The following is a 23,467-nucleotide window of genomic DNA, read 5'->3' on the forward strand; positions in this document are numbered from 1 at the left end:
AGAGCAGGACAAGTAAACCTGCCCCTACTGAAACAAGATATTTGCCGCCCATCTGCGTCTCTCTCATCAACCAAACCCTAACCAGAACTAACTAAACCCTAACTAGGACAAATTCCAAAAACACCCCGCGACCGGCCATGCTTCCAATAACTTCCCGACTCACTTCCACCGACTTCGCAGCGAAATCCACTTCATTCAATGATGCGAAAAAGTCAATAATAAAATCCATACATGGAACTCTCTTACCCCCCTTGATTTCAAACCCTTCCATGCCAAGAACTGCAATAGCATTACTTTTGCAGTAGTCAACCAATTTAATTCCATCGCCGACATCAAACAAAGGGGTGCCATTCCATATCAGTGTAGGTGTAATAGGCAAACTTTCAACAAACACTTCTGCAATCAGCCCCATGGCGCAACCCACTCAGGATCGTTTTTATTAGAGACCTGGACGATCGCCCCCGTGCGATCATTCCTCACTACATACGAGAAGGGGACATACTTATTTTTCACACTCTAATTTCGACTTACCCCGCTTCCAGCGCTAAACGTCCTCACTGACATCTTAAGCACCAAGCTTGATCGCCGTCTTGGCCATGCAAGGGCAGAAACTAGAGTAGAAAAATAAATCTGTCCCCTTTTCTCGGTCCCTTTTCTCGATCGAAGAACACAAACGGTGCTTACTTATCTGAATTCAGCTTTAGGCGCAAGAGCCAACCTCACTCAAAAAGCCTCTTGCCAACAGTCGATCAGATTCATTTTTTGCGGCCTTACCCAGAACAGGAGTCAGATAGTAGAGCAGCAACTCCCTGTCAGAAGTGCTAGCTGGAAGATTCTCCCTGACGCACTCAATAAAAGTCTTTACAGACATAAACGAGGAAAACACCTCGTACCCCCTCGCACTGGAAAACGGTATCTTCTTAAAATAGTAACCAGCCAAACGCCTTTGATCGGATCGCTTCCAGGATCGATGAGGAATCAGCAACAGCGCCTCACCATAGTCCTTGGATTCTAACGGATAGGCCCCCATTAGCCATTCAGCAGCCTGCTCTGAGCTCAGTGCTGCAAGGTGTTGACACAGCTGCTTTTGCTGTTCATTCATAATGCCACCTACCTTGGCTTAAACAAATCCTGCGGCAAACCCGAGTTCCCACTCATCGTAGCAGGAGGCTGATAATGGCCAGAATTGTTAGTCCAGTGGGTTATTGTCCCCCGAACTGGCCCGTCATTATTACCAAAGCGTATAGAACCTGCATACTTTACCTCTCCTCCGCCACTCAAACCAAGATGGGTTGAGAAGTCCTGATTCACATTTGGCCTGGTAACCCGGACGCTTCCATCTGGCATAGTCACAAAATCGTATGCACCTGATGGTGTTAACCGTTTTCCGCTTTCAGTCTGCAGCCAGTAACGACCAGACTCATCTTGTACAAGTGTCCTTACCGGTCGCTGTGCGATAGCAACATCCTTGGGGCGCAGGTTAACCAGTGTACCTCGCTCAGTAAGATTCGGAACGGCTCCAGCTCCTGCGCTAGCTTCAATCCGCTTCTCAGCGTCAACCAAACCTGCAAGATTTCCTCCTGCCTTCGGCTTCAAACCACCTGCAGTTTCAAGGTACAGCTTGCCATCAGCAGCCAGGACCTCGACATTGCCTGTCTTGGTGTTGATGACGCGCCGATATCCTTCTGGTAATCCCGCTGTATGAGCAAAGCCCGCACCTGCTGACGCCCCCTCACGATAGCCTGTCGGCAAAGCAGCTGTCCCGGTTGCAGGCTTTATCTCACCCCCTCCGACACGACCCGCCTTGGTTTGAACCATCCGCTCGATCGCCGCCTGAACCCTCGGCGAATCCAGCCCCCCCCCCCGAAACACCTGGCGGGCGCAGTCCATTGATACGCTGCCCGATAGGCAACATGACAATCATGTTGAGCATCGGCGCCCATTGCCCAGAGACATCCGCCAGCTTTTCGAGGCTCAGTACCGCACGCTCGGTCAACAGCTCCTTGAACTCAGTGCAGGTCGGCGTCAGGCAGTTGAGTTTTTCCAGGTCCGCCAAGCCAGAGGCGATCTGCCCCATCAGGTCCCGGGCACGAACCACGCCTCCGGTTTCCTTGGCCCACTCGAAGTTTTCCTCGCTCTTGAGCTTGTGTTCGTTGGCGACCCACAGCTTTCTCTGGCATCCCTCGTCAAGGCCGCAGATGTTCATGTCGTCCACAAAGTCCGGCATGTCGTTGTGGCTAAGGTTGTTGTACTGCGTGGCATTGCCCGCCACCCAGCTGCCGGCCTGAAGACTGCCGGCATTGCCGCCATCAACCGCTGCCGCCGCTACCACCCCCAGCAACTGCGAAGACATCAACATCAAGTGGTCACGTTGCTGCGGGTTGATCGCCGTCGCCATGCGCCGCAACTGATTGGCAAACGCTTCGTTCACCCCAGCCGCCATGGCCCCGACGGCAAAGTCGCTGCCCGACGCTTCGGCGATGAAGCCGCCGACCAGCGCATGCAGTGCGATCTTTTCCGGGCTGCCGGTCTTGAGGTTGAGGTTGCCAACCTGATCGAAGGACACCGCCGCCAGGGAGTTGTAGATCGTCGACTGGAGAATGCCTGCGAGAGTTACATCACGTCCGAAGGCCTTGGCGATCACGGCGGCCGAAGTGTTGTTGATCAGTTGCTGGCCGGCGAAATGGCCAATGGCCTCCATCGAACCAAGGTCGACGACCGTCTTCCCATTGACCTGCTTGGTCATGGTCATGTCGCCAAGGTAATGCTCGGCAACGCCCGCCGTGATCGTGGCGATCGCGGCGTTGGTCAGGCCCTCCTTGCTGACGATAGCCTTGAGGCCCGCACCGAGGTCGCCCTTGTTGTTGATGGTGGCGACCGCGCCAGTGGTGGCCAGGCTGGCAGCACCGGCCAGCTGCATGCCGGACAGGCCGGCGCCCGCCGGGCCCAGCATCACGGTCATGAGGATGGCGATCACCATCTGCGCTGCTGGACCAAGCCCGGAGTTGTTGTACTTGAAGCTGGTGTGTACCTCCTGTACCTGACGCCAGTCGACGCCGCCTTGCGCTTCCAGATCCTTGAGCCAGGCAAGCTTCGGATCTGCCTTGACCATTGCATCAATGGATTCGCGCACCGTCTGCTGATTGACCTGGCGGACATCCGCACGGATGTTGCCTACGGCGTTGATCACCACGTCCCCCGTGGCTGCCAGCTCACTCTGACGCAAGGTTTCGTCAGTACGCCCTTTGCCCTTCATGCTGAACCAGCCAGCGTTGGACTTGCTCTTCTCGTGGCTCTCCTGATGCAGGTCCTTGACCCCTTCGAAGGTGATGTCACCCCCGCTGTCCAGGGTCAGATCGTCGCCGCTGGTAAGCTTGGTCACCTGGTAACGCTGGTCGCCGCCACTCTCCAGGGTGAGGTCGCCGCCGGTGCTGATCTCACTGCCGACGTGACGAGCAACATCTCATCAAACATCTCATCAGACATACCCCTCATTGACCTGACACTCTTCCAATTCCAGAAAATCGGAAGAACTTTACTATCCAGGCGATCACACCCCTCAAGAAAAATACTAGCCAAATCATATTTATCCAAGCTTGGATTTTCCTCTAGCACCCTGTTTAGCACAAAGCTTGGCAGCACCCCATCAAGAATTTTCGACAATAAATCGTTATTTCCAGAAAGCGGCATGAATCGCCCCAGCCACTGTTTCAACATTTAAAACCACAGAACTACCCCAGTTATCTTTTTGCACCGACTAAGAATTAGCACCTCAAAACACTTCATGCCTAAGCAGCTTAAACCCCGCCTGCCTCATGATTCTCTCCAAAGCAAATGAGCGATCCGTAGCATTTATATAAAGCAGGACCGTATAATCCGGATAATTTTCCTCTACCGCATCACCATCAAAAGGATCAATATTCAGCTTTAGAACAAAATTCTCTGCATCACCCCCACCCAACATATAATAAACACCCCCTGATAAGAGCTATCTCTTTCCTCTAAAGCTTCCCCCAAGGTTCGTTCTACATTAACTTTTGCCGAGAGAAGACCTAGGTCTTTCGCACCATATAGATCATACGCAACAGTCATTTTGGCAAGCTCACACTCGGCGCACGACTCAAGGCCGCTGCCGCAGAGTCATAAATCATGAAATTAACTTCACGCCCAGCCTGGGCGCTAAGCTTACTCGACAAATCCTTTAGACCAATGAAAAAGTGGGCAGATCTATTTTTCACACTCTAAATTTCGACTTGCCCCGCTTCCAGCGCTAGACGTCCTCACTAATATCTTCAGCATCAAGCTTCGTCGCCTTCTTGGCCATGCAAAGGCAGAAATTAGAGTAGAAAAAATAAATCTGTCCCCTTTTTTCGTGTCCCCTTTTTTCGTCCCCTTTTCTCACTTTTCTGCTCCATCGAACCCACGGCCCGCCATGGCCATCAGGTGCCTTACCTTGGGCACCCACGAACCTGCGGGGGAGTCGCCATACACATCGGTATTGGTGGTTACACGTACCGACGCCATGTCGGCAGGCAGAGTCGGTTCAAGACAGGGGACAGAATCGAAGCCGGAGCAGCCAGCGATTAAGCAGGCCAACAAAAACAGAATGCCGCGTATCATGGGAAATCCTTTGCACCCTACTTAAAAATTACACCTTAAACCCTGCGCTCAGACTATGGATATATGCCAGCCCGCTCAATCTCGCAAAACAAAAAAACCATACCCTCCCGTATACTGCATGCATCCTTTCTTATTACAACACCCTTGGTCGTCGACACATTTAAAACAAAAGTATAAATATTACCCCCTCGCTCACCGCCCACCTTAAATATAAAGAACCCTTTATTCTTCACTGCCACCCGTTCAAGAACCTGAACAAAACCCTCAAGCTCGACACAACTCATATTTGGCAAGCCGAAACGAGCCGCATACCTGTCAGAAAGGAGATCGGAAGACATAAACCCAGCACCTCAATGACTTTGAAATATATTAAATACTCGCAAAATCTGCCATCGCAACCTTGCCTACAACACTCGACCTAAAAAGCGGACAGCATAATACCCCATGCTTAAATTTCAACGCGTGTCGCGTCCAGCGTTCGACGTCCTCGCCAAAGCCTTAAGCACAAGACGTCGCCTTGACCATACACCTGCTGAAGGAGGATCAACTATCAGGAATCTCTATGTGAAATTCATTAGCATGAACCTCCAAAGACATCCATCCAGGTCCAGGCAAAGCGACAATCACCCCCTCAAGAAGGTACTCACCCATCGGTTTATCGGCCATGGCCTTGCATCTAAATTCTTGCACAAACTCATTGCCAGTAGATGTTTTTTTATCTAAAGCATACTCATACACTACTTGCCTCGAAAAACTAACACCCGAAAACACGAACCAGCATCCTCCCACGTACTCATGCATCGCATATGAGCTTTCACTTTTACTTTTATACTTGAGCCACTCCCCATCCTTCGCACGAGCACTCAGCAACTCCCCTTCGAGTTCCCATTCAATGTACTCAACATCTCTAACGGGGTCATATATATAGTGGACTGGGAAAACATGCTCAACCTTAGAGCAATCGTCACCTCCGCACTCAACGACCTTGGCACCTAATGCATCCTTTATCAGCTTTGACTTTTTAAGAACCAGTCCTTTCTCGACAAAAATTCGAACTTCCCCTCCATTGACCACGCATTCTCCATACGTGCAATCAAATGTAACCAGAGAATTGAATTCAACTGAAATTATCATTTTATTTTCTCTAAAACGATGGTTTTCATGCTATCTAGATTTGTAATGACACTGCCATCTGTTCGCAAGAATGTTTGCCCTGCAAACCGAGCATCTAGAGCACCCTCTTGGACGACTCGCAATCCTAAAGACTGAAGATCAGCCACACTGGGCAGCTTTCCATAGGGGTTAGCAGCGTTTGAATTTATAAAAATTCTGCCACCCGGCTGAACTACCCTCGTCGCCTCAGGCAAATAATCCATCATAGAGAAGGTACCGCCTTCACTTTTCGGTATGAATGGATTGCTGGCGACAATTTCGCCAACTGAGTTGTCTTTGAGAGGTAAATTTCTTGCATCGGCACGCACACCGGACTGAATACCAGCGCTTATATCCATATTAATTGCTCCTGGCGTTTGAGCATTCTTCCCTCCAAACAATTCAATCGTGGGCTTCGTTACCCCACCTGCTTCTTTTGCACCGCTCGCGCCAAACCAGGATTTTATAGACTCGACAAACCCTCTACCACTCCGCGCCAACCCACGCACAAGCCCTGCACCCGAAAGCACCAGGCCAGCCAGCTCAGCCTTCTCGAGCGTATCCAGCCGCTCAGCTTCCGATGCCGTTGGCGTGAACAACGAATCCTTGTCCGGGAACCTTTCTATGAAGGTATCGACCAATTCCACGGCCAGTGGGTTGAGCTTATCCACCCCCTTGCCGTGTTGTGCCATCGATTCGAGGGCATCCACAAGCTCCTGCTGACTCACCTTGCCGCTACCCTCAGGGCAAGCGGTAGGCACCTGAGCGCATGCGTTCAGGATGCCCTTGGCATAGGCCTCGCCATTCTTGCGATGCAAGTCATGGTTGTACTGGGTGGCCGACTGCGCGATCTGCACGCCTTTGTCCAGCTCGCCGTTCACCGCCGCCGCCGCCACCAGGCCGGTCAGTTGCGACAACATCAAATGCAAGGGTTCATTGCCCTGCGCAGCCGACGACAGCGCATTGACCATCGCCTCGTTGAGCCCCGCGGCGGCCGCGCCGGTCTTGAAGTCGCCGCCAGTGGCTTCGGCAATCAGACCGCCCACGATGGCGTGGGAGATGACCTTCGGCAAACTACCGCTCTCGAAGCTGAGCGTCTGGTCGCCCACCCACTTGAAGCCCGTGGCCATGGCCACCGTGCTGGCTTCGCCGGCAAGTGAAGCGAGCAGGTTGTCCTTGAGGCTGCCGCCATTGATGGCCGTGGAAATGCTGCTACTGATTACCGCCCGGCCACCGGCGCGGAGCGCGACATCGGATGCATTGCTCCACGTCAGGACATTGTCGGTTGTGGAAGTCGCTGGCAGCGCCTTGCCACCCTCGATGCTGACAGCACCTTTGTTGGCTGCATCACTGGCCTTGAACCAGTTTTGATCGGCGTACTGCAATGCCCCTGCGACCGCCATGGCCGTCGCCGCGCTCTTCAGGCTCTCCTTGCTCAAGGTTTCCTTGAGCGCCGCGCCCAGATCACCTTTGTTGTTGATGGTGCTGACCGCGCCGGTCGTGGCCAGGCTGGTGGCTCCTGCCAGGGGGGCGCCCGTCAGACCGAATCCGACCGGCCCCATGACCGCAGCCATCAGGATCGCAATTGCCAATTGCGCCGCTGGACCCAATCCGGAGTTGGCGTACTTGAAGCTGGTGTGCACCTCCTGGACCTGACGCCAGTCGACGCCGCCTTGCGCTTCCAGGTCCTTTAGCCAGGCCAGCTTGGGATCGGCCTTGACCATTGCATCGATGGACTCGTGCACCGTCTGTTGATTGACCTGGCGAACATCGGCGCGGATATTGCCCACGGCCTTGATCATCACATCGCCTGTGGCCACCAGTTCGCTCTGACGCAAGGTTTCGTCGGTACGTCCCTTGCCCTTCATGCTGAACCAGCCCGCGTCGGACTTGCTCTTCTCGTGGCTCTCCTGATGCAGGTCCTTGACCCCCTCGAAGGTTATGTCACCCCCGCTGTCCAGGGTCAGGTCATCGCCGCTGGTGAGTTTGGCCACCTGGTAACGCTGGTCGCCGCCACTCTCCAGGGTGAGGTCGCCGCCGGTGCTGATCTCACTGCCGACGTGACGCACGTCGGTGACTTCGTCGCGGCGGGTCTTCTTCTTGCCCCAGCTGCCCTTGCTCTTCTTGTCGTACAGCGAGTAGTCGCTGTCGGTCTCGGCCAGCAGTTCCAACTGGTCGCCGGCATAGAGGTAGGCCTCGTCGCCGGCGCTGACGCGACTGGAAATCAGCTTGAGGTCCTCGCCGGCGCTCAGCGATATGTCGCCAGCGGCGGTGACGCGGGTGCCGACCTGGCGGACGTGGTCCTCCTGGCGGGTGACTTTCTTGGTCTTGGCGTAGAAGTGCTCCTCGTTGGCCGCCGAGGACAGGGTCATGTCGTTGACGGCGCTGATGGCGATGTTGCGCTTGGCATCAAGCTCGCTGCCGGTCGCGGCGAAGTCATGGCCGGCCTTCATGCCGATATCGCGCCCGGCGCTGATCTGCGAGCCGAACTGCTGGACCGAACTGCTGCGGTTGTTATGGCCGTTCTGGTAGTTGTAGGTCTGCTCGGCCGAGCCGATCAGCAGGTCGCGACCGGTGCGCACATCCATGTCTCGGCCAGCCTGAAGCATCCCGCCCACGTTCAGGAAATCGCGGCCGATGCCCAGGGTCAGGTCATTGCCGGCCTCGATTCGCGCAGCGTTGTCGAGACGCCCTTCGGTAACGAACATGCCGCCCAGCATGGTCTGGGTGCGCTCGTTGATCAGGTCGCCCAGCAACGTGTTGAGGGTGACGTCACGCCCGCTGATGATGCCGCCGGCACCATTGAACAGGTTATTGCCTGCGAGCAGGTCGACCCGCCCACCGGCCTGGATCAGTCCGGCGTTGACCAAATCCTTACCTGCGCTGGCCGACAGGTTGTTGCTGGCGCGCAGGGTACCGCTGTTCCTCAGGCTTTCGCCGGCAACCAGGTTGATGTCCTTGCCTTCGATCAGCGCCCCGGTCGGGGCCAGGCGGTCATTGGCGTGGGCCAGGTAGAGCACCGGCACCAGCACCTGCTCGCCGTTCACTTCATGCTTTTCGAGCCAGACGATGTCCTTGGTGAGCGCCGCCACCTGGGCGGAGGTCAGGGTGACGCCCAGCGACAGGCCTAGTTGGTCGCGGCTGGCCACGGCGTTGTCCATCAGGTGGCGATACAGTGCCTCGTCGGAGGTCTGGCCATCGATGAAGCGCTTGCCGGTGCGAGCGGTCACTGCCTGCTGGATCAGTTGCTGCTCGAAGTAACCGTCGCCCAGGCGTTTCCAGCTCTGGTCCGGGTCGTAGCCGAGATTGCCGAGCAGGTAGTCCGAACTCATGAACTGCTTGAGATCGGTGAGCACCGGATCGGTCTCGACCAGGTACTTGTGCGGCTGTGGCGCGCGGCTGTTGCTCGGCAAGCCCTGAACCCTTGCGATGGTCTGCGGGCTGACCGCCGTGGCGGCGCTGGATACCGCCTGCGCCGCGGCAATACGCACATCCTGCGGCGCCGGCGCGGTACCGGGTTGTAGGATCGCAGTGGTGGTGTTGCGTTCGAGCGGAACAGCGCCATTGCCACCGTCGGGGCGGGTGAGCTCCACCGCGGCCAGGCCGGGGCCGCTGACCTGGGTCTGCTCCAATGGGGTGCCGGCGCCGACCCGGGTGCGGCTCGGCAGGTTGTCCGGGTCCTGGGCCTGGCCCACCGCCGCGACACTGGCCACATCGGCACGGGTGTCCAGGCCGAGGCCCTGGCGCTGGTTGGCCGTGAGCTGGCGCTCGGTGCCCTGGATGGTGGTGATCGCGGCGATGTCCACCGTGCGCCCCTGGACCACCGGCAACGGTTGCTGGCGCTGGGCCAGATCGACGCTGGCGCCGCCGAGGGTCCAGCCGCTCGGTGCTGGCGCTGCGGTGCTGGCAGCGGCCTGACTGGCGACCTCGGCGCTCAGGCGGAACAGGCCAGTGCCACCGGTGGGCAGGGTAAAGCCAGGCAGGGTCAGCGGGTTGACCTGGCGCTGGGCAAGATCAGGCGGCAACTGCGCGTTGATCTTGAACACATTACTTCTGACCTGGCTGTCGGCCTGAGTGCTGGCGGCATTCAGCGCCTGACCGCTGTGGGTGGTGCTGCCACGGGTCACGCCATTGCCTAGGTTACGGCTGGCATTGATGTTCACCGCGCCACCGGCCTGGACCACCGCGTTGGACCCCGCTCCCGTGTTGGTGCGGGTTTCGCGGTCGTCGACCTTGGTATAGCCAAGGAATATTGCTGGAACGGCGACCCCGGAGTTGGGGCGATAGTAAGGATTGGCCTTGCCAGTGTCCTGGCGGTACATCGGCACCGGCGTCGTGTAACTGCCGCTGTCGTTGTCGTACCACTCCTCCTGATACATGAACTCCGTCTTGGAGTTGTATTTGGCGTACTCGGCTATTGCGCCGCCTGGCTTGACCAGGCTGTCCCAGACCCAGCTGCGCTCGCTGTCGTTAGGGTTGCGGAACTGGCGGGTGCGCACCACGGTTTCGTTGGACGCGCCCTCGTTGTTGAAGTCACCGGTAGCGATGTCGATAGAGCCACCGGCACTGATCGCGCTGTGGGTGTTCTCGAACGTGCCCGACTGCGCCTTGAACGTGGTGCCGGCGTTGATCGATGCCGCGGCTACATCGGAGTGGAAGGTACGCTGGATCTCTTCGGTGAGGTAGTAGTAGAAGTCGTAATGGCGGCCCTTGCAGTTCAGGCACTGGTAGCTGATGGTGCCGGAAACCAACGTCTCAGGGGCCGAGAACGAGTCGCGGCGGTTCTTGATGGTATCGGCATACAGCGCCATCGCCCCGGCGCTCTGCAAGGTAGCGGAGACGTTATCGACTAGGCTCGCCCGCCCCTGCGCTGCATTGGCCGCCACCATCAGCCCGCCGAGGCTGTACACGGTGGCGAAGCGGTTGGTGAAGCTGTTGGTCAGCAGGCGCATGTCGCCGCCGCTGGAAATCAGGCTCTGGCCACCGGCCACGCCCTCGTTGCGCAGCACCTGGCTGACCAGGTCGAGCTTGCCAGCGCTGCCCACGGTGCCGCTGTTGCCGAAACTGCCGACATTCAGGGTCAGGTCACGACCCGAGGTGATCCGCCCCTGGTTGATGAAGGCGCCGCCACTGCTGACCTGTACATCGCCGGCACCGGCAATGCGCCCACCGCCCAGCACCTGCACGCCGGCGGCGCTGAGGCCGAGGTTGCCCAGGCTGGTGGCCTGCCCGCTGCCGGCGTACTGGCCGCTCAGGGCCAGGTCGAGCGTGCCGTTACTGGCGATCAGACCACTGTTGGTCCAGTTGCCGCCGCGGCCCACCAGGCTGGTGCTGGCCAGCAGCTGGCCGCTGCCGGTCAGGTTCAGCTCCCCCACGTTGACGGTCAGGCGCGCGGCCTGCACCGCACTGCTGTTGGTCCAGCTGGCGGCGTTCAGGGTCAGGCCGCCCAGGGTGACGATGTCGCCGCCAGCATTGCCCAGGTTGGCCATGCCGATCTGCAGCTCCCCTGCCCCGCCATGCAACAGGCGGCCGTCGCCATTGAGGAAGCTGGCGGCCTGCAGGGTGAAGTCCTGGCTGGCGACTTCCAGCACACCATTGCGGTTGTCCAGCACGCCAGCCAGTTGCAGCGTGGTACTGCCGGCACTGCCCAGGCTGCGCAACTGGCCACCCTGGTTGTTCAGGCTGGCGACGCTCAGGCCGATGCGGGTATCGCTCTCGACGATGCCGCCGACGTTGTCGAAGGCACCACGCAGGGTGAAGTCCAGCGCCTGGCCGGCCAGTTGACCACCGGCGCCGTTGTCCAGGTCGGCGGCGTCGATGTTGACCTGGCCCAGGGCGTACAGGCCGCCACCGCGGTTGTTCAGGTTGCCGGTATGGATTTGCAGCGTGCCGGCTTGCGCGGCCAGGCGGCCACCGCTGTTGTCCAGGCCGCCCAGGGCAATCAGCTTGAGCTGATGCGCCTGCAGCGTGCCGCCCAGGCCGTTGCGCAGCAGCCCACCGACCTGGGCATCGAGCAGCCCCTGCAGGCTGGCGATGATGCCGCCACGGTTGTCGACGCTGGCCGCCTTGAGCAGCAGGTTGTCGTCCTGGGCGATCAGCTTGCCGCCCTGGTTGTCGACAGCGCCGCTGGTGAGGTCGATAGCGCCCTTGGCCTGCACGATACCGGCCTGGTTGCTCAGGCTGTTGGTTTTCAGGGTGATGGTGCCGGCCTGGCTGTAGAGCAGGCCGTCGCGGTCGTTGTGCAGTGCGCCAGCGAGGTTCAGGCCCAGCGCCTGATTGGCGGCCAGGGTGCCGTTGTCCCTGTTGTCGAGGCTGGCGCCGTTGAGGTCGAGGTAGGTCCGGCTGATCAGGCGCCCGCCCTGGTTGGCGATCGCCGCACTGCCGCGTAGCTGCAAGCCGGTGCTGGCCAGCAGGGTACCCTGGGCATTGTCGAGCTGGCTGGCGAGGTCGAGGGTCAGCGTGTTAAGGCCGATCAGGGTGCCGCCACGGTTGCTAAGCGTCGTGGCCTGCAGGCTGAACGCGCCGCCTGCGTCCACGCGTCCGCCCTGGCTGTTGTCCAGGCTGCCGCCGCGCAGGTCGAGCTGCTGGGCGCCGGTGCTGGCCAGGTAACCGCCACGGTTGTCCAGGCTCGTGGCCTTGATGCGCAGCTGGCCCAGACTGACCAGGGCGCCAGCGTCACGGTTGTCGAGGGCGCCGGCCAGGGTGATGTCCAGGTCGCCGTCGCGGCTGGACAGGGTGCCGTTGTTGCGGTTGTCCAGGCTCGCGGCATTGACGGTCAGGCCCTGCCAGCCGGAGATCAGGCCGCCCTGGTTGATCAAGGAGGTGGCGCCCAGGGTCAACTGCTGGCTGCTGATCAGCCGGCCATTGCTGTTGTCCAGCGTGCGCGCGGCGAGGCTGAAGCCCAGCGGGCTGGAGATCTCGCCCTGGCGGTTGTCCAGGTCGCGCAGGTTGCTCAGGGTCAGTTGGCCCTTGGTGTGGATCAGGCCAGCGCGGTTGTCCACGTCGCCGCCGGCGATGCCCAGCAGCAGCGCCAGGCTGCGCTCGCCGAGCAGGCGACCGCCCTGTTGGCTCAGGCTATCCGCGCTCACCTGCGCGGCGCCTTTGGCGGAGATTTCACCGCCGGCGTTGCGCAAGGCGGTCGCGCCCAGGGTCAGGCTGTCGAGGCTGTTGATCAGCCCGTTGCCGCCATTGTCCAGCGTCCCGGCGCTGGTCAGCTCCAGGTGCGTGGTGGCGAGCAACTTGCCGCCCTGGTTGTCCAGGCCGTTGCTGGTGACGTTCAACTGCCGGCTGGCGCTGATCTGCCCGCCCTCGCGGTTGATCAGCTGACCGTCGATATCCAGGGTCAGGTCACCACGGCTGCTCACTGCCCCGCCGCTGTTGTCCAGGCGCTGTGCCTGGACCGACAGGCTGGCGGCGGCGATCTGGCCCTTGAGGCTGGTCAGGGCGCGTTCGACCACCAGGGTCAGCCCCTGCTGGCCGAGCAGCTTGCCGTTGCTGTTGTCCAGGGTCGTGGCGGCCAGGTCGAAGGCCTTGGCGCTGGAGATCTCGCCGCCACGGTTGTCGACCTCGGCAAGGCGTTTGAGCAGCAATTGGCCGGGGGTATTGATCAGGCCACCCTGGTTGTCGAGCTGGCCGTGGTTCAGGTCCAGCTCCACACCCGCGTCGGAGTACAGGGTGCCGCCGTGCTGGCGCAGGCCGCTGACGTTGGCGACCAGCGCCTGCCGGGCGGTGATGCGTCCGCCACTATTGTCCAGCAGACCAGTGTCGATTCGCAGCAGGCCGGCACTGGTCAGGCGCGCGCCGGCCTTGTTGTCGAGGCTGTCACTGGTGATGCGCAGGTCGCCCTTGGCACTGACCAGGCCCGCCTGGCCGTTGTCCAGATGCGTGCCGCTCAAGGTGATCTTGCCATCGCCCAGCAGCTTGCCGCCCAGGTTGCTCAGCGCGCCCTGGCTGGACACAACGAGATCGCCGGCGCTGGACACTTCGCCACCGGCATTGCTGATGCTGTCAGCCGCCAGCGACAGCTCGCCCTCGCTGGCAATCGTGCCCTTGTCGTTGTTCAGCGCGGCGCTCAGTTGCGCATCGATACCTTTCTCGGCGCGCATCTCGCCTTGGGCGTTGTCCAGGCGCACCCGACGCAGGGCGAGCCGGTCTTCGCTGGCAATCAGACCAAGGCGGTTGAGCAGCGTCTGGTGCTCGACCGTCAGTGCCCCCTTGGCCTTGACAAGGCCGCCGTCGCCGTTGTCCAGGGTCAGGCCTGCAAGATGAACGACGCGCTGGCCAGAGATTTCGCCATTGCGGTTGTCCAGGTTGGCGGCCTTGACGTCGAGCAGGCCGGTGGCCGCCAGCAGGCCCTTGCCACGGTTGTCGACTTTATCGGCGGTCAGGTCCAGCACGCCGCCGGCCTCGACGGTGCCGGCCTGGTTGTCCAGCTCACCCAGCTGCGCGCGCAGGTCGGTCCTGGCCGACAGCCTGCCCTTGCCGTTGAGCACGTTGGCCGCCTCGAGCAGCAAGCGGGCCTCGGCCGAGACAATGCCCGCCTGGTTGTCGAGGCGGCTCTGCACTTTCAGGTCGATATCGCTCAGGCTGTTGAGCGTGCCCTCGGCATTGTTCAGGGCATTGGCGCGCACCAGCAGGTGGCGGGCGCTGATCATTCCGGCGACGTTATCCAGCTGCCTGGCGATGCGCAGGGTCAGGCCCTGGCTGCCAAGCAGCTTGCCGGCGCCGCCGTTGTCGAGGCTGTCGGCAACCAGTTCGTAGCCCTGGTTGCTGTTGATCTGGCCGCCACGGTTGATGACTTCGCCGAGGTTGCGCAGCAGCAACTGGCCTGGGCCACGGATCAGGCCATTGCTGTTGTCCAGCCGGCCATGGTTGAGGTCGAGGCTGAGATCCTTGAGGCTGAACAGTTCGCCGCCCTGTTGGTCGAGGCGGGAAACGCTGGCCAGCACCTGACGCCCGGCGATGCTGCCGGCAACCTGGTTGCCCACCGTGGTCGCGCCAAGGTCCAGGCGCTGGCCGCTGCTGAGCAGGCCACCCTGGCCGTTCTCCAGGGCGCCGGTGCGCACCGTGCTGTTGCCTTCGGCGGTGATACGGCCCTTGTTGCGGTTGTCCAGGCTCGCGGCGCTCAGTTGCAGGTGGCCGTCGGTTTCCAGAGTACCGCCCTGATTGTCCAGCGCCGTGGCGCTGGCGATGCGCAGATCGCCCTTGCTGGTGACCTTGCCAGCCTGGTTGAGCAGCGTGACGCCTTCGAAAGTCAGGCTACCACTGCTGTCGATCAGGCCTTTGTTGTTGTCGATCACGGCATCGCGCAGCGGCTGGCCACGGTCCTCCAGGACCACCAGCAGCGAGCGCCCGGCACCCAGGCTGCCGCCCTGGTTGTCCAGGCGCGCGCCACGCAGCTCGACGTCGCGGCCCGACACCAGGCCCTTGTTCTGGTTGACCAAGCGCGCCACGGTCAGGGCCAGGCGGTTGTCGGCGATCAGCCGGCCACCTTCGCTGTTGTCCAGTTGCTCGGCCTGCACCAGCACCTGCGCCTGGCTGGCCACCCGGCCGCCTTTGTTATCGATGTCGCCCACCTGCAGGTCGACACCGGCATTGCCAACCACCACGCCTCCGACGCGGTTGTCGAGGGCGGTACCGCGCAGCGTCAGGCTGCCTTCGGCGACCAGTTCGCCGCCCTGCTGGCGCAGCGTGCCGACGCGTGCGTCGAGGTTCGCGCGGCTGGCGATACGCCCCTTGCCGTTGTCCACCTCGTCGGCCTCCAGGTCCAGCGCCGCAGTGGCGCTGAGCAGGCCCTCGCGATTGTCCAGCCGTGGGCCTTTGAAGGCCAGTACGCCATGGCTGCGCAGCACGCCCTTGCGGTTGTCCAACGCATCGACGAACAGTTGCAACTGGCGGTCGGCGTGCACTACGCCGTTGTGGTTGTCGGTGCTGGCGCTACGCAGGGTGAGCAGATCCTTGCCAGCTATCAGCCCGTCTCGGTTGTCCAGGCGGCCAAGTACCAGTTCCATCAGCCCCAGGGCGCGAACTTCACCGCCTTGGTTGTCGAACAGGCCGCCGACATGCGCCTGAATCCTGCCGTCGCTGGCCAGGTTGCCGCCAACGCGGTTGTCCAGGCTGGTAGCGCCGACCTGCAGGTCCTTCTGCGACAGCAGAGTACCGTTGCGGTTGTCCAGCGCCCCTTGCACGGTGAGCAGGGCCGCCTGGTCGCCAATGATGCCGCCGTCGCGGTTGTCCAGACTGGCCGCTTCGATACGGGTGACCGCGCCGCTGGACAGTTCGCCACCGAGGTTGGCCAGCGCGCCGCTCACTTTTATGCTCAAGCCTTGCTCGCCACTAACCGTCGCGTCCTGGTTATCCAGGCTGGCCGCACTGACGTCGACCCGACGACCGCTGACCAGGCCATTGACGTTGCGCAGCACCTCGGCGACCCGCACCACCAGTGCCTGGTCGCTGCGCACGCTGCCATCGCCGTTGTCCAGGCCCGTCGCCACCAGTTCGAAGGCCTGGCTGCTGATGATTTCGCCACCCCGGTTGTCAACACTGCCCAGACGCTTGAGCAACAACTGGCCGGCGCTGCGGATCAGCCCGCCTTGGCTGTCCAGGTGGCCACCGGCAAGGTCGAGGGTCAGGTCGCTGTCGCTGGTCAGCTTGCCGCCGCCCTGCTGGTCGAGACGCCCGACCTCGACCACTGCGGCAGCGTGGGCGCCGATACGACCACGCTCGCTGTTATCCAACTCGCCGGCCTTGAGGGTCAGCGTGCCACCACTGGTCACGACGCCCGTCTGGCGGTTGACCAGGGTGTCGGCCGTCAGGCGCACCGGGCCCTTGCCGGTGAGCAGGCCCTTGTCGCTGTTGTCCAGGCGCTGGCCGCTGAAAGTGACGGCCTGGCCGCCGTTGACCACGCCGGCACGGTTGTCCAGCTGACGGGCTTGCAGGGCGATATCGCCCTGGGCGGCCAGACGGCCGAGGCGGTTGTCCAGGTCGCCGCCGAGTGTCAGCACCAGGCCCTCCCGGGCCTCGATGACGCCGGCGTGGTTACCCAAGCTCGCCGCCTGGAAATCGAGTACCTGCCCAGAGATGCGCCCCTTGGCGTTGTCCAGCGCCTGGGCGATGCGCAGGGTCAGCGACTGCTGCGAGAGCAGCTTGCCGCCCTGGTTGTCGAGTGCCTCGGCGGTGACCGTATAGGCCTGGCCGCTGGATACCTCGCCGGCGCGGTTGTCGACCCTGGCCAGCTGCTGCAACAACAGCCGGCCCGGCGCATTGATCAGGCCGCCCTGGTTGTCGAGCAGGCCGTGGTTCAGGTCAAGGAGCAGGTCCGCGCCGCTGAACAGCTGGCCGCCGTTGGCCTGGCGCAGGCCTTTGATACGGGCAACCAGCGACTGGCCGGCGTGGATGCGCCCGGCGTCGGTGTTGTCCACCTGGCCGGCGTTCAACTCGAGCCCCTGTGCCGCGTATATCTGCCCGCCGGCGTTGACCAGACCCGCGGTGCCGACCTTTGCCTGGCCCTGGCTGCTGATCTGGCCTTGGTCGTTGGCCAGCGAACCGCTGTCCAGTTGCAACTGCTCGGCGGCCACCACGGTACCACTGCGGTTGTCCATGGCCCCTACGCTGGCAACCGTCAGCTGGCGGTCACCCTGCAGGCGCCCGGCACGGTTGTCGACGCTGCCCGCGCTCAACGTCAGGTCGGCGGCGCTGATCTCGCCACGCTGGTTGTCCAGCGCGCCGTCCAGGCGCAGCCGGGACGCCTCGCGCGCCTTCAGCTTGCCGTCGGCATTGAGCTGACTGCCCGCCTGCAGGTCCAGGCCCTGGGCCGAGACCAGCCCACGGGTGTTGTCCAGCAGTTGCGCGACCCACAAGGTCAGCGCCTGCTCGGAAAGCAGCTTGCCGTCCTGGTTGTCCAGGCTGTCGGCAGCCAAGCTGAAGCCAAGCTGGCTGGAGATCTCTCCGCGGCGGTTGCCAACCGTGGCCACGTTGCGCAGCAGCAAGGCGCCCGGACTCTGCAGCGTGCCGCCCTCGTTGTTCCAGTGGCCACGGGAAAGATCCAGGGTCAGGCCCTGGGCGGCACTGATGCGCCCCTGGCGATTGTCCAGCCCGGTGCTGGTCAGCAGCAGGCTGCCGTTGCCGGCGATCTGCCCTTCGAGGTTGACCAGGTGGCCGGCCTGCAGCACGAAAGCCTGCTCGGCCAGCAACCGGCCACGGCTGTTGTCCAGCTGGCCGGCGACCGTCATTTGCAGACCGCCACGCGCCTGCACGGTGCCGTCCTGGCTGAGCAGGGTCGCGGCGCTCACGGTCAGCTGGTGGCCGGCGATCAGGCCGGCGGTATTGGCCAGTTGCCCGGCAATCTGCACCCGCAGATCGTTGCCGCCGAGCAGCTTGCCGGCGCTGTTGTCCAGTTGACGCGCCACCAACGCATAGGCCTGGCCGGCGGAGATCTCGCCGCTGCGGTTGTCGACGGTCCCCAGGCGTTGCAGGGTCAGTTGGCCCGGGGTGGTGAGCAGGCCGCCCTCGCTGTTGTCCAGGTGGCCGTCGGCCATGTCCAGGGTCAGCGCCTTGGCGCCGTGCAACTGGCCCCCGCCGCGCTGGTCGAACTGGCCGAGGCGCGCCGTGGCCTGACCATCGCTGGCGATGCGCCCGGCATTGCGGTTGTCGACGCTGGCGGCCTGCAGTTGCAGGTCCTGCCCGGCAGCCAGGGCGCCGGCGCGGTTGTCCAGGCGCCCGGCGACGGTGATGTCCAGCGCCTGCCCGGCGCTCAGCCGGCCGCCTTGGTTGTCCAGCTGGTTGGCGCTCAGCGTGTTGCGCTGCCGCGCCGACAGCTCGCCGCCGCGATTGTCCAGGGTCTGCGCGGTGACGCGCTGGGCCTGGCCGGCGCTGATCAGGCCGTTCTGGTTGCCCAGGGTCTGTGTCGCCTGCACGGTCTGGTCGCGCCCCGCCAGCACCCTGCCCTGGGCGCTGTTGTTCAGGGCGGCGCTGGTGATCCGGCTGTCCTGCCCGGCACTGAGGGTACCGCTGCGGTTAACCAGCTGCCCTTGTACCGCGAGGTCCAGGTCGCGGCTGGCGACGATACTCTTGCCGCTGTTGAGCAACTGCCCACTGGCGATGCTCACGTCACCCTGGGCGTTGCGGCTGCCATCGGCATTCACGCCGGCCTCGATCACGCCCTGGTTGGCCAGTGTGCCTGTGGCCTGGACGCTGATTCGGTTGCCGGCAGTGATCGCCTGGCGAGAGGTCAGGTCGGCACTGCTGCGCACCTCGACCTGGCTGGCGCCATGCACCGGCCCTTGCAGGTCGACGCCGGCGGCCTGCAGCTTGACTGCACCGCTGGCGCTGGCCTGGGCCAGGCTCAGCTGGCCGTTGGCGTCCAGGCGGATATCGCCGCCACTGGCCGCCACGTCCCCGGCCAGGCGCACACCGACGCCCGCCTCGGTACCTACCAGGCGAATGGCGCCGGCGTACATGCCACCCAGGGCGCTGGAGTCGATGGCCAGGGCCGGCGCATCGGCCGCGTTGCCTGCACGCGGTGCCGCGGCCAGGGTCTGGGCGTCGACGTCGTTGCGCCCGGTGATGACGTTCAGTTCACGGGCGCGCAACTGCGCGTTCAGGCGTGCCGAGCGGGTAATGATGTCGAAGCGTTCGACGTTGTCGGCATTCAACCCCGCCCCTTCCAGGGCCACGCTGCCGCCATCGACTTGGTAGCCGCTGACCGCGCCACGGCCATCGAGCACCGGCTTGCCGGTGCTCAGGGTCACCTGGGGCGTGTTGATGAAGCCGCAGCCATCGCAGGTGATACCGTGAGGGTTGGCGACGATGACCTTGGCCGCATGCCCGGCCACTTCGGTATAGCCGCGCAGCTGGCTGGCGTTGGCGCCGTTGACCTCGTTGAGGATGACATTGGCCGCCGCCCCCTGCAGGTTCGGGTTGCCAAGGATGATCCCGCCCAACTGGGTAGCCTGGGTACGATCGGTGGCATTGTTGAGGATCAACCCCTGCTGGCCGACGTTGTAGTCGCTGAACTGGTTGTGCGACAGCCCGCTGCCGTTGGGCGCGGCAATGTTGACGATCGGCACGCCGTTGCCCGCCTGGCCGAGGCTGGTGCCCGGCCCGCTGACCACCACGCCTTCTGCGGCCTGCGCCCACAGCGGCTGCCAGAACATGGCGTTGGCCAGCAGGAAGGCCAGGCCACGCTTGGGCAACCCGCAGAAATGCTCACGGGGCTGAATTTCGGCCGAGCGTTGGCGGGCCAGGAAGGCAAACAGGCGGACGTCCATGTCAGGTCTCGTGAATCAGGCGGTCAAATGAAGAAGTCCAGGCGGAAATACACCGGGCGTTCCTTTTCGGTCAGCACGTCGGGGCGTTCCAGGCTGTGGGCGAAGGTCACGCTGGCGGCCATGTGCTGGCCGCGGGCGAACAGCTCCAGCGAATGGCTGCTGGCACGGCCGTGGTACTCGCCGTTGTAGCGATCGTTGCGGATTACCCCGAGGTCGTAGCCCAGGCCCAGGCCGTACTCGGCCACCAGCGGTTGCAGCAGCGGCCAGTTCACCGGGCGGGTCCAGCGCAGGTCGTTGCGCCAGTAGCCGCCGCTGTCGCCGGACAGCGACTGGTCCTTCAGGCCGCGCACCGACGACAGCCCGCCAAGGCTGATGCGCTGCGGGCTGAACAATACGTCTTCGCTGCGCTGGCCGGTGGCCAGGCTGGTGAAGCTCAGGCGCTCGCCGAACAGGTTGAAGCCTTGTACATAGCTGAGCGTGGCGCTGTACTTGCGGTAGCGCGCCACCGGCTGGCCCCGGCGTGGATGGCCATTGTCCTGGGCATCGAAGGCGCCGGTGCCTTCCTGGGTGCCCAGGTCTAGGTTGACGAAAGCATTGCCCAGGCGCCGGCCATGGTTGACGCCGAACTGCGCCTCGCTCAGGCGGTTGCTGCTGCCGGCCAGGCGGCTGTCCTCGATGTAGTTGTTGGTGCGCAGGTGGGCCATGCCGGCATTGAGCGAAGTCTTGCTGGTGGCATCGCGGTGTACCACGCGCTCGGCGCGCAACTGGTGGTTCTGGCTGTCGCCGGTCTGCTTGAAGGCAAAGCCGTTGGCCTGGGCCAGGGAGCGGTATTCGCTCTCGCTGTAGCTGTAGGTGAAGTTCCACCAGCCCCACGGCAGGTTGTAGAACAGCACGCCGTTCTTCGAGCCCTGGGTGTGGTCGCTGACCACGTCGTGGCCACCGCGCAGCATCAGCTGGTCGGCCAGGCCCAGCGGGCTGTCCCATTCCAGGCCGAGGTTGAGCATCTGCTCGCCGGTGCTGCGCTGGCCTTCGTTGTTGCGCGACAGCGAAGCACGCCAGGGTTTCTGTTGGGTATTGCGCACCAGCACTTCGCTGCCGCCGACGGCCTTGCCCGGGGTCAGCTCCATCTGCGCCTTGTTCGACGGCAGACGGTTGAGCTGGTCGACCATCTGCTCGATCTCGCGCAGGTTCAGGCGCTGGTCGAGACTGCCGGGAAAGGCCATGGCCAGTTCGCGGTCGCTCAAGCCGCTGCTCGGGTCCGGGCGCAGCCCTTCCAGGCGCCCTTCCACCACCAGCACCTGCAGGTGGCCCGAGGACAGGTCCTGCTGCGGCAGGTAGGCGCGGCTGGTGACCAGGCCGCGGCCCAGGTAATGGTCGGTGATGGCCTTGAGCAGGGCATTGAGCTGAGTGACGCCCAGGCACTGGTCGATGAAGGGCTTGAGCAGGCGATCGCGGTCGGCGGCGGACAGGCTGTCGGCGCCCTTGAGCTCGATGGTGTGAATGGTGAAGCAGCGGCTGTCGGCCGCCGGTTGCGACTCACCGGGTTCGGCGGCCTTGCCGGGCAGGTTGCGCAGTTCTTCGAGACGGCGCTGCTGCTCTTCGAGCAGGCGGTCCTGGCGGTCGCGGATCAGGTCCTGGTCGCCGGGTGAAACGGCCCAGGCCGCAGGGCAGCACAGCAGGCTGACAAGCGCACAGAGGGCCGTTTTGCGCCCTGAAACTAGACGTCCCGCCATGACCAATCCCTGGTGAACAGTGCAAAGTGGCGGGCATACTATTTTGCCATCATATTGGCATCAATTTGCCATCATCCGGTTTTTTGTAACACCGCTCTCCGTGTTGAGTGAAACCATTGAGATAGAGCTGTTGCGCTACAGAGAAAAATTTTTGCCCTGTCGCCGTGAACGATGTGGAGCGGCCGTGCAGCTCCACGACTTGGGCCTTACGGCATCACCGGCGGCACATACTGCAAGGTCGTGCCCAGCGCCCACAGCAACACCAGCACCAGCGGCACATGCACCAGCAACTGTACGAACGAGAAGCCGATCAGGTCGCGCGCCTTGAGCCCCAGCACCCCCAGCAGCGGCAGCATGTAGAACGGGTTGATCAGGTTCGGCAGCGCCTCGGCGGCGTTGTAGATCTGCACCGCCCAGCCCAGGTGGTATTGCAGGTCGTTGGCCACCAGCATCACGTACGGCGCCTCGATGATCCACTTGCCGCCGCCGGAGGGGATGAAGAAGCCGAGCACCGCCGAGTACACGCCCATCAGCAGCGCATAGGTGTCATGGGTGGCGATCTGGGTGAAGAACACCGAGATATGGTGCGCCAGGGTCTGGGCGTCCGCGCCCTTGACCTGGGTGAGGATGGCGGCGATCGAGCCATACAGTGGGAACTGGATCAGCACCCCGGTGGTGGTCGGCACGGCACGCGTCACTGCGTCGAGGAAGCTGCGCGGACGCCAGTGCAGCAAGGCACCGAGCATGATGAACAGCAGGTTGTAGGTGTTCAGCCCGGAGATCGCGGTGATCGCCGGCTTGGTGGCGAACTCCTGGTACAGCCAGCCGGCGGCCAGGGCCACCAACAGCAGGATCAGGATCGGGCTGTACTCCAGCCATTCACCCGGGCGCGTGCGCTGGGGCGAAGGCGGTGCGCTGAAGCTCGGGTCGACGCCGCAGTCCTGCGCGCTGCGGGCGCTGTTCGGCCCCGGGGCGGTGGCATAGGCCACGACCAGCGAGACGACCACCAGCGCGGCAAGCATCACCCCGGACTGCCAGAGGAAGATGGTCTCGGTGAACGGGATCACCCCGGTGATCGACAGGATCGATGGCGGCAGGCTGGCCGGGTTGGCCTGCAGCTGCGCGGCCGACGACGACAGGCCCAGCGCCCACACCGCGCCCAGGCCCAGGTAGGCGGCGGCACCGGCGGCGCGGTAGTCCATCTTCAGGTCGCTGCGGCGGGCCAGGGCGCGCACCAACAGGCCGCCGAACACCAGCGACAGACCCCAGTTGAGCAAGGACGCGAGCATCGAGATCAGTGCCACCCAGCACACCGCCGAGCGGCCGTTCTTCGGCAGGCGCGCCAGGCGGTCGATCAGCCGGGCGGCCGGCGGCGAGCTGGCCACCACATAGCCGCCGATGACCACGAAGGCCATCTGCATGGTGAACGGAATCAGGCTCCAGAAGCCGTCACCAAAGGCCTTGGCGGTGTCGGTGGGCTTGCCGCCCATGGCCAGGGCGCCGAGGGACACCAGCATCACCGCCAGGGCGGCGAACACCCAGGAGTCGGGGAACCAGCGTTCGGCCCAGTTGGAGCAGCGCAGGGCAAAGCGGGCGGAGCGGCTGTCTTGGATATCAGCGGCCACGATGTTTTCCTTTTTCTGATTTTTATAGGAATGAAACGGCGTCGCCCCATCGTGGGGCAAGCCTGCTCCC

The 23,467-nt window shown here is 62.7% G+C and carries 10 protein-coding genes; all 10 read right to left on the reverse strand.

Translation table 11 applies throughout. The features are described from left to right. Positions 1-91: 91 nt before the first annotated feature. Positions 92-412 (reverse strand): hypothetical protein, encoded by a 321-nt coding sequence (locus ACVWZ5_RS11980; RefSeq protein WP_336198076.1) that lies wholly within the window; start codon positions 410-412, stop codon positions 92-94. Beyond that, a complete protein-coding gene (locus ACVWZ5_RS11985) occupies positions 403-513 on the reverse strand; it encodes a colicin E5-related ribonuclease (RefSeq protein ID WP_139121054.1) in 111 nt (36 codons plus the stop codon). Before ACVWZ5_RS11985 ends, ACVWZ5_RS11980 begins: the two co-directional genes overlap by 10 nt. A gap of 187 nt (positions 514-700) precedes the next feature. Further along, positions 701-1,102 carry a hypothetical protein gene (locus tag ACVWZ5_RS11990; RefSeq protein ID WP_083242031.1) on the reverse strand — a complete coding sequence of 134 codons (402 nt, stop codon included), beginning with the start codon at positions 1,100-1,102 and terminating at the stop codon, positions 701-703. Between the two features lie 8 nt (positions 1,103-1,110). Further along, positions 1,111-1,818, reverse strand: coding sequence for a hypothetical protein (locus tag ACVWZ5_RS11995; RefSeq protein ID WP_143514922.1), 708 nt, complete (start codon positions 1,816-1,818; stop codon positions 1,111-1,113). Next, entirely contained in the window at positions 1,781-3,436 is a 1,656-nt protein-coding gene (locus ACVWZ5_RS12000) for a DUF637 domain-containing protein (protein ID WP_457340659.1), read from the reverse strand. Before ACVWZ5_RS12000 ends, ACVWZ5_RS11995 begins: the two co-directional genes overlap by 38 nt. After that, the gene (locus ACVWZ5_RS12005) at positions 3,379-3,717 is read right to left on the reverse strand and encodes a hypothetical protein (RefSeq protein WP_216356131.1); all 339 of its coding nucleotides are present in this window, start codon (positions 3,715-3,717) and stop codon (positions 3,379-3,381) included. The genes ACVWZ5_RS12000 and ACVWZ5_RS12005 overlap by 58 nt, the downstream gene beginning before the upstream one ends. A 1,446-nt stretch (positions 3,718-5,163) precedes the next feature. Continuing rightward, positions 5,164-5,754, reverse strand: a complete 591-nt coding sequence (locus ACVWZ5_RS12010) for a hypothetical protein (protein WP_084942147.1) — start codon at positions 5,752-5,754, stop codon at positions 5,164-5,166. Continuing rightward, positions 5,751-20,039 carry a two-partner secretion domain-containing protein gene (locus ACVWZ5_RS12015; protein ID WP_457340629.1) on the reverse strand — a complete coding sequence of 4,763 codons (14,289 nt, stop codon included), beginning with the start codon at positions 20,037-20,039 and terminating at the stop codon, positions 5,751-5,753. Before ACVWZ5_RS12015 ends, ACVWZ5_RS12010 begins: the two co-directional genes overlap by 4 nt. Positions 20,040-20,062: 23 nt before the next feature. Continuing rightward, complete coding sequence (locus ACVWZ5_RS12020; protein ID WP_457340630.1) at positions 20,063-21,772, reverse strand: ShlB/FhaC/HecB family hemolysin secretion/activation protein; 1,710 nt, start codon at positions 21,770-21,772, stop codon at positions 20,063-20,065. Positions 21,773-21,978: 206 nt separating this feature from the next. Continuing rightward, on the reverse strand, positions 21,979-23,397 hold the full coding sequence (locus ACVWZ5_RS12025) for a short-chain fatty acid transporter (RefSeq protein WP_062360297.1): 1,419 nt from the start codon (positions 23,395-23,397) through the stop codon (positions 21,979-21,981). Positions 23,398-23,467: the final 70 nt, after the last annotated feature.

The sequence above is a fragment of the Pseudomonas sp. TE6283 genome (genome assembly GCF_054060555.1).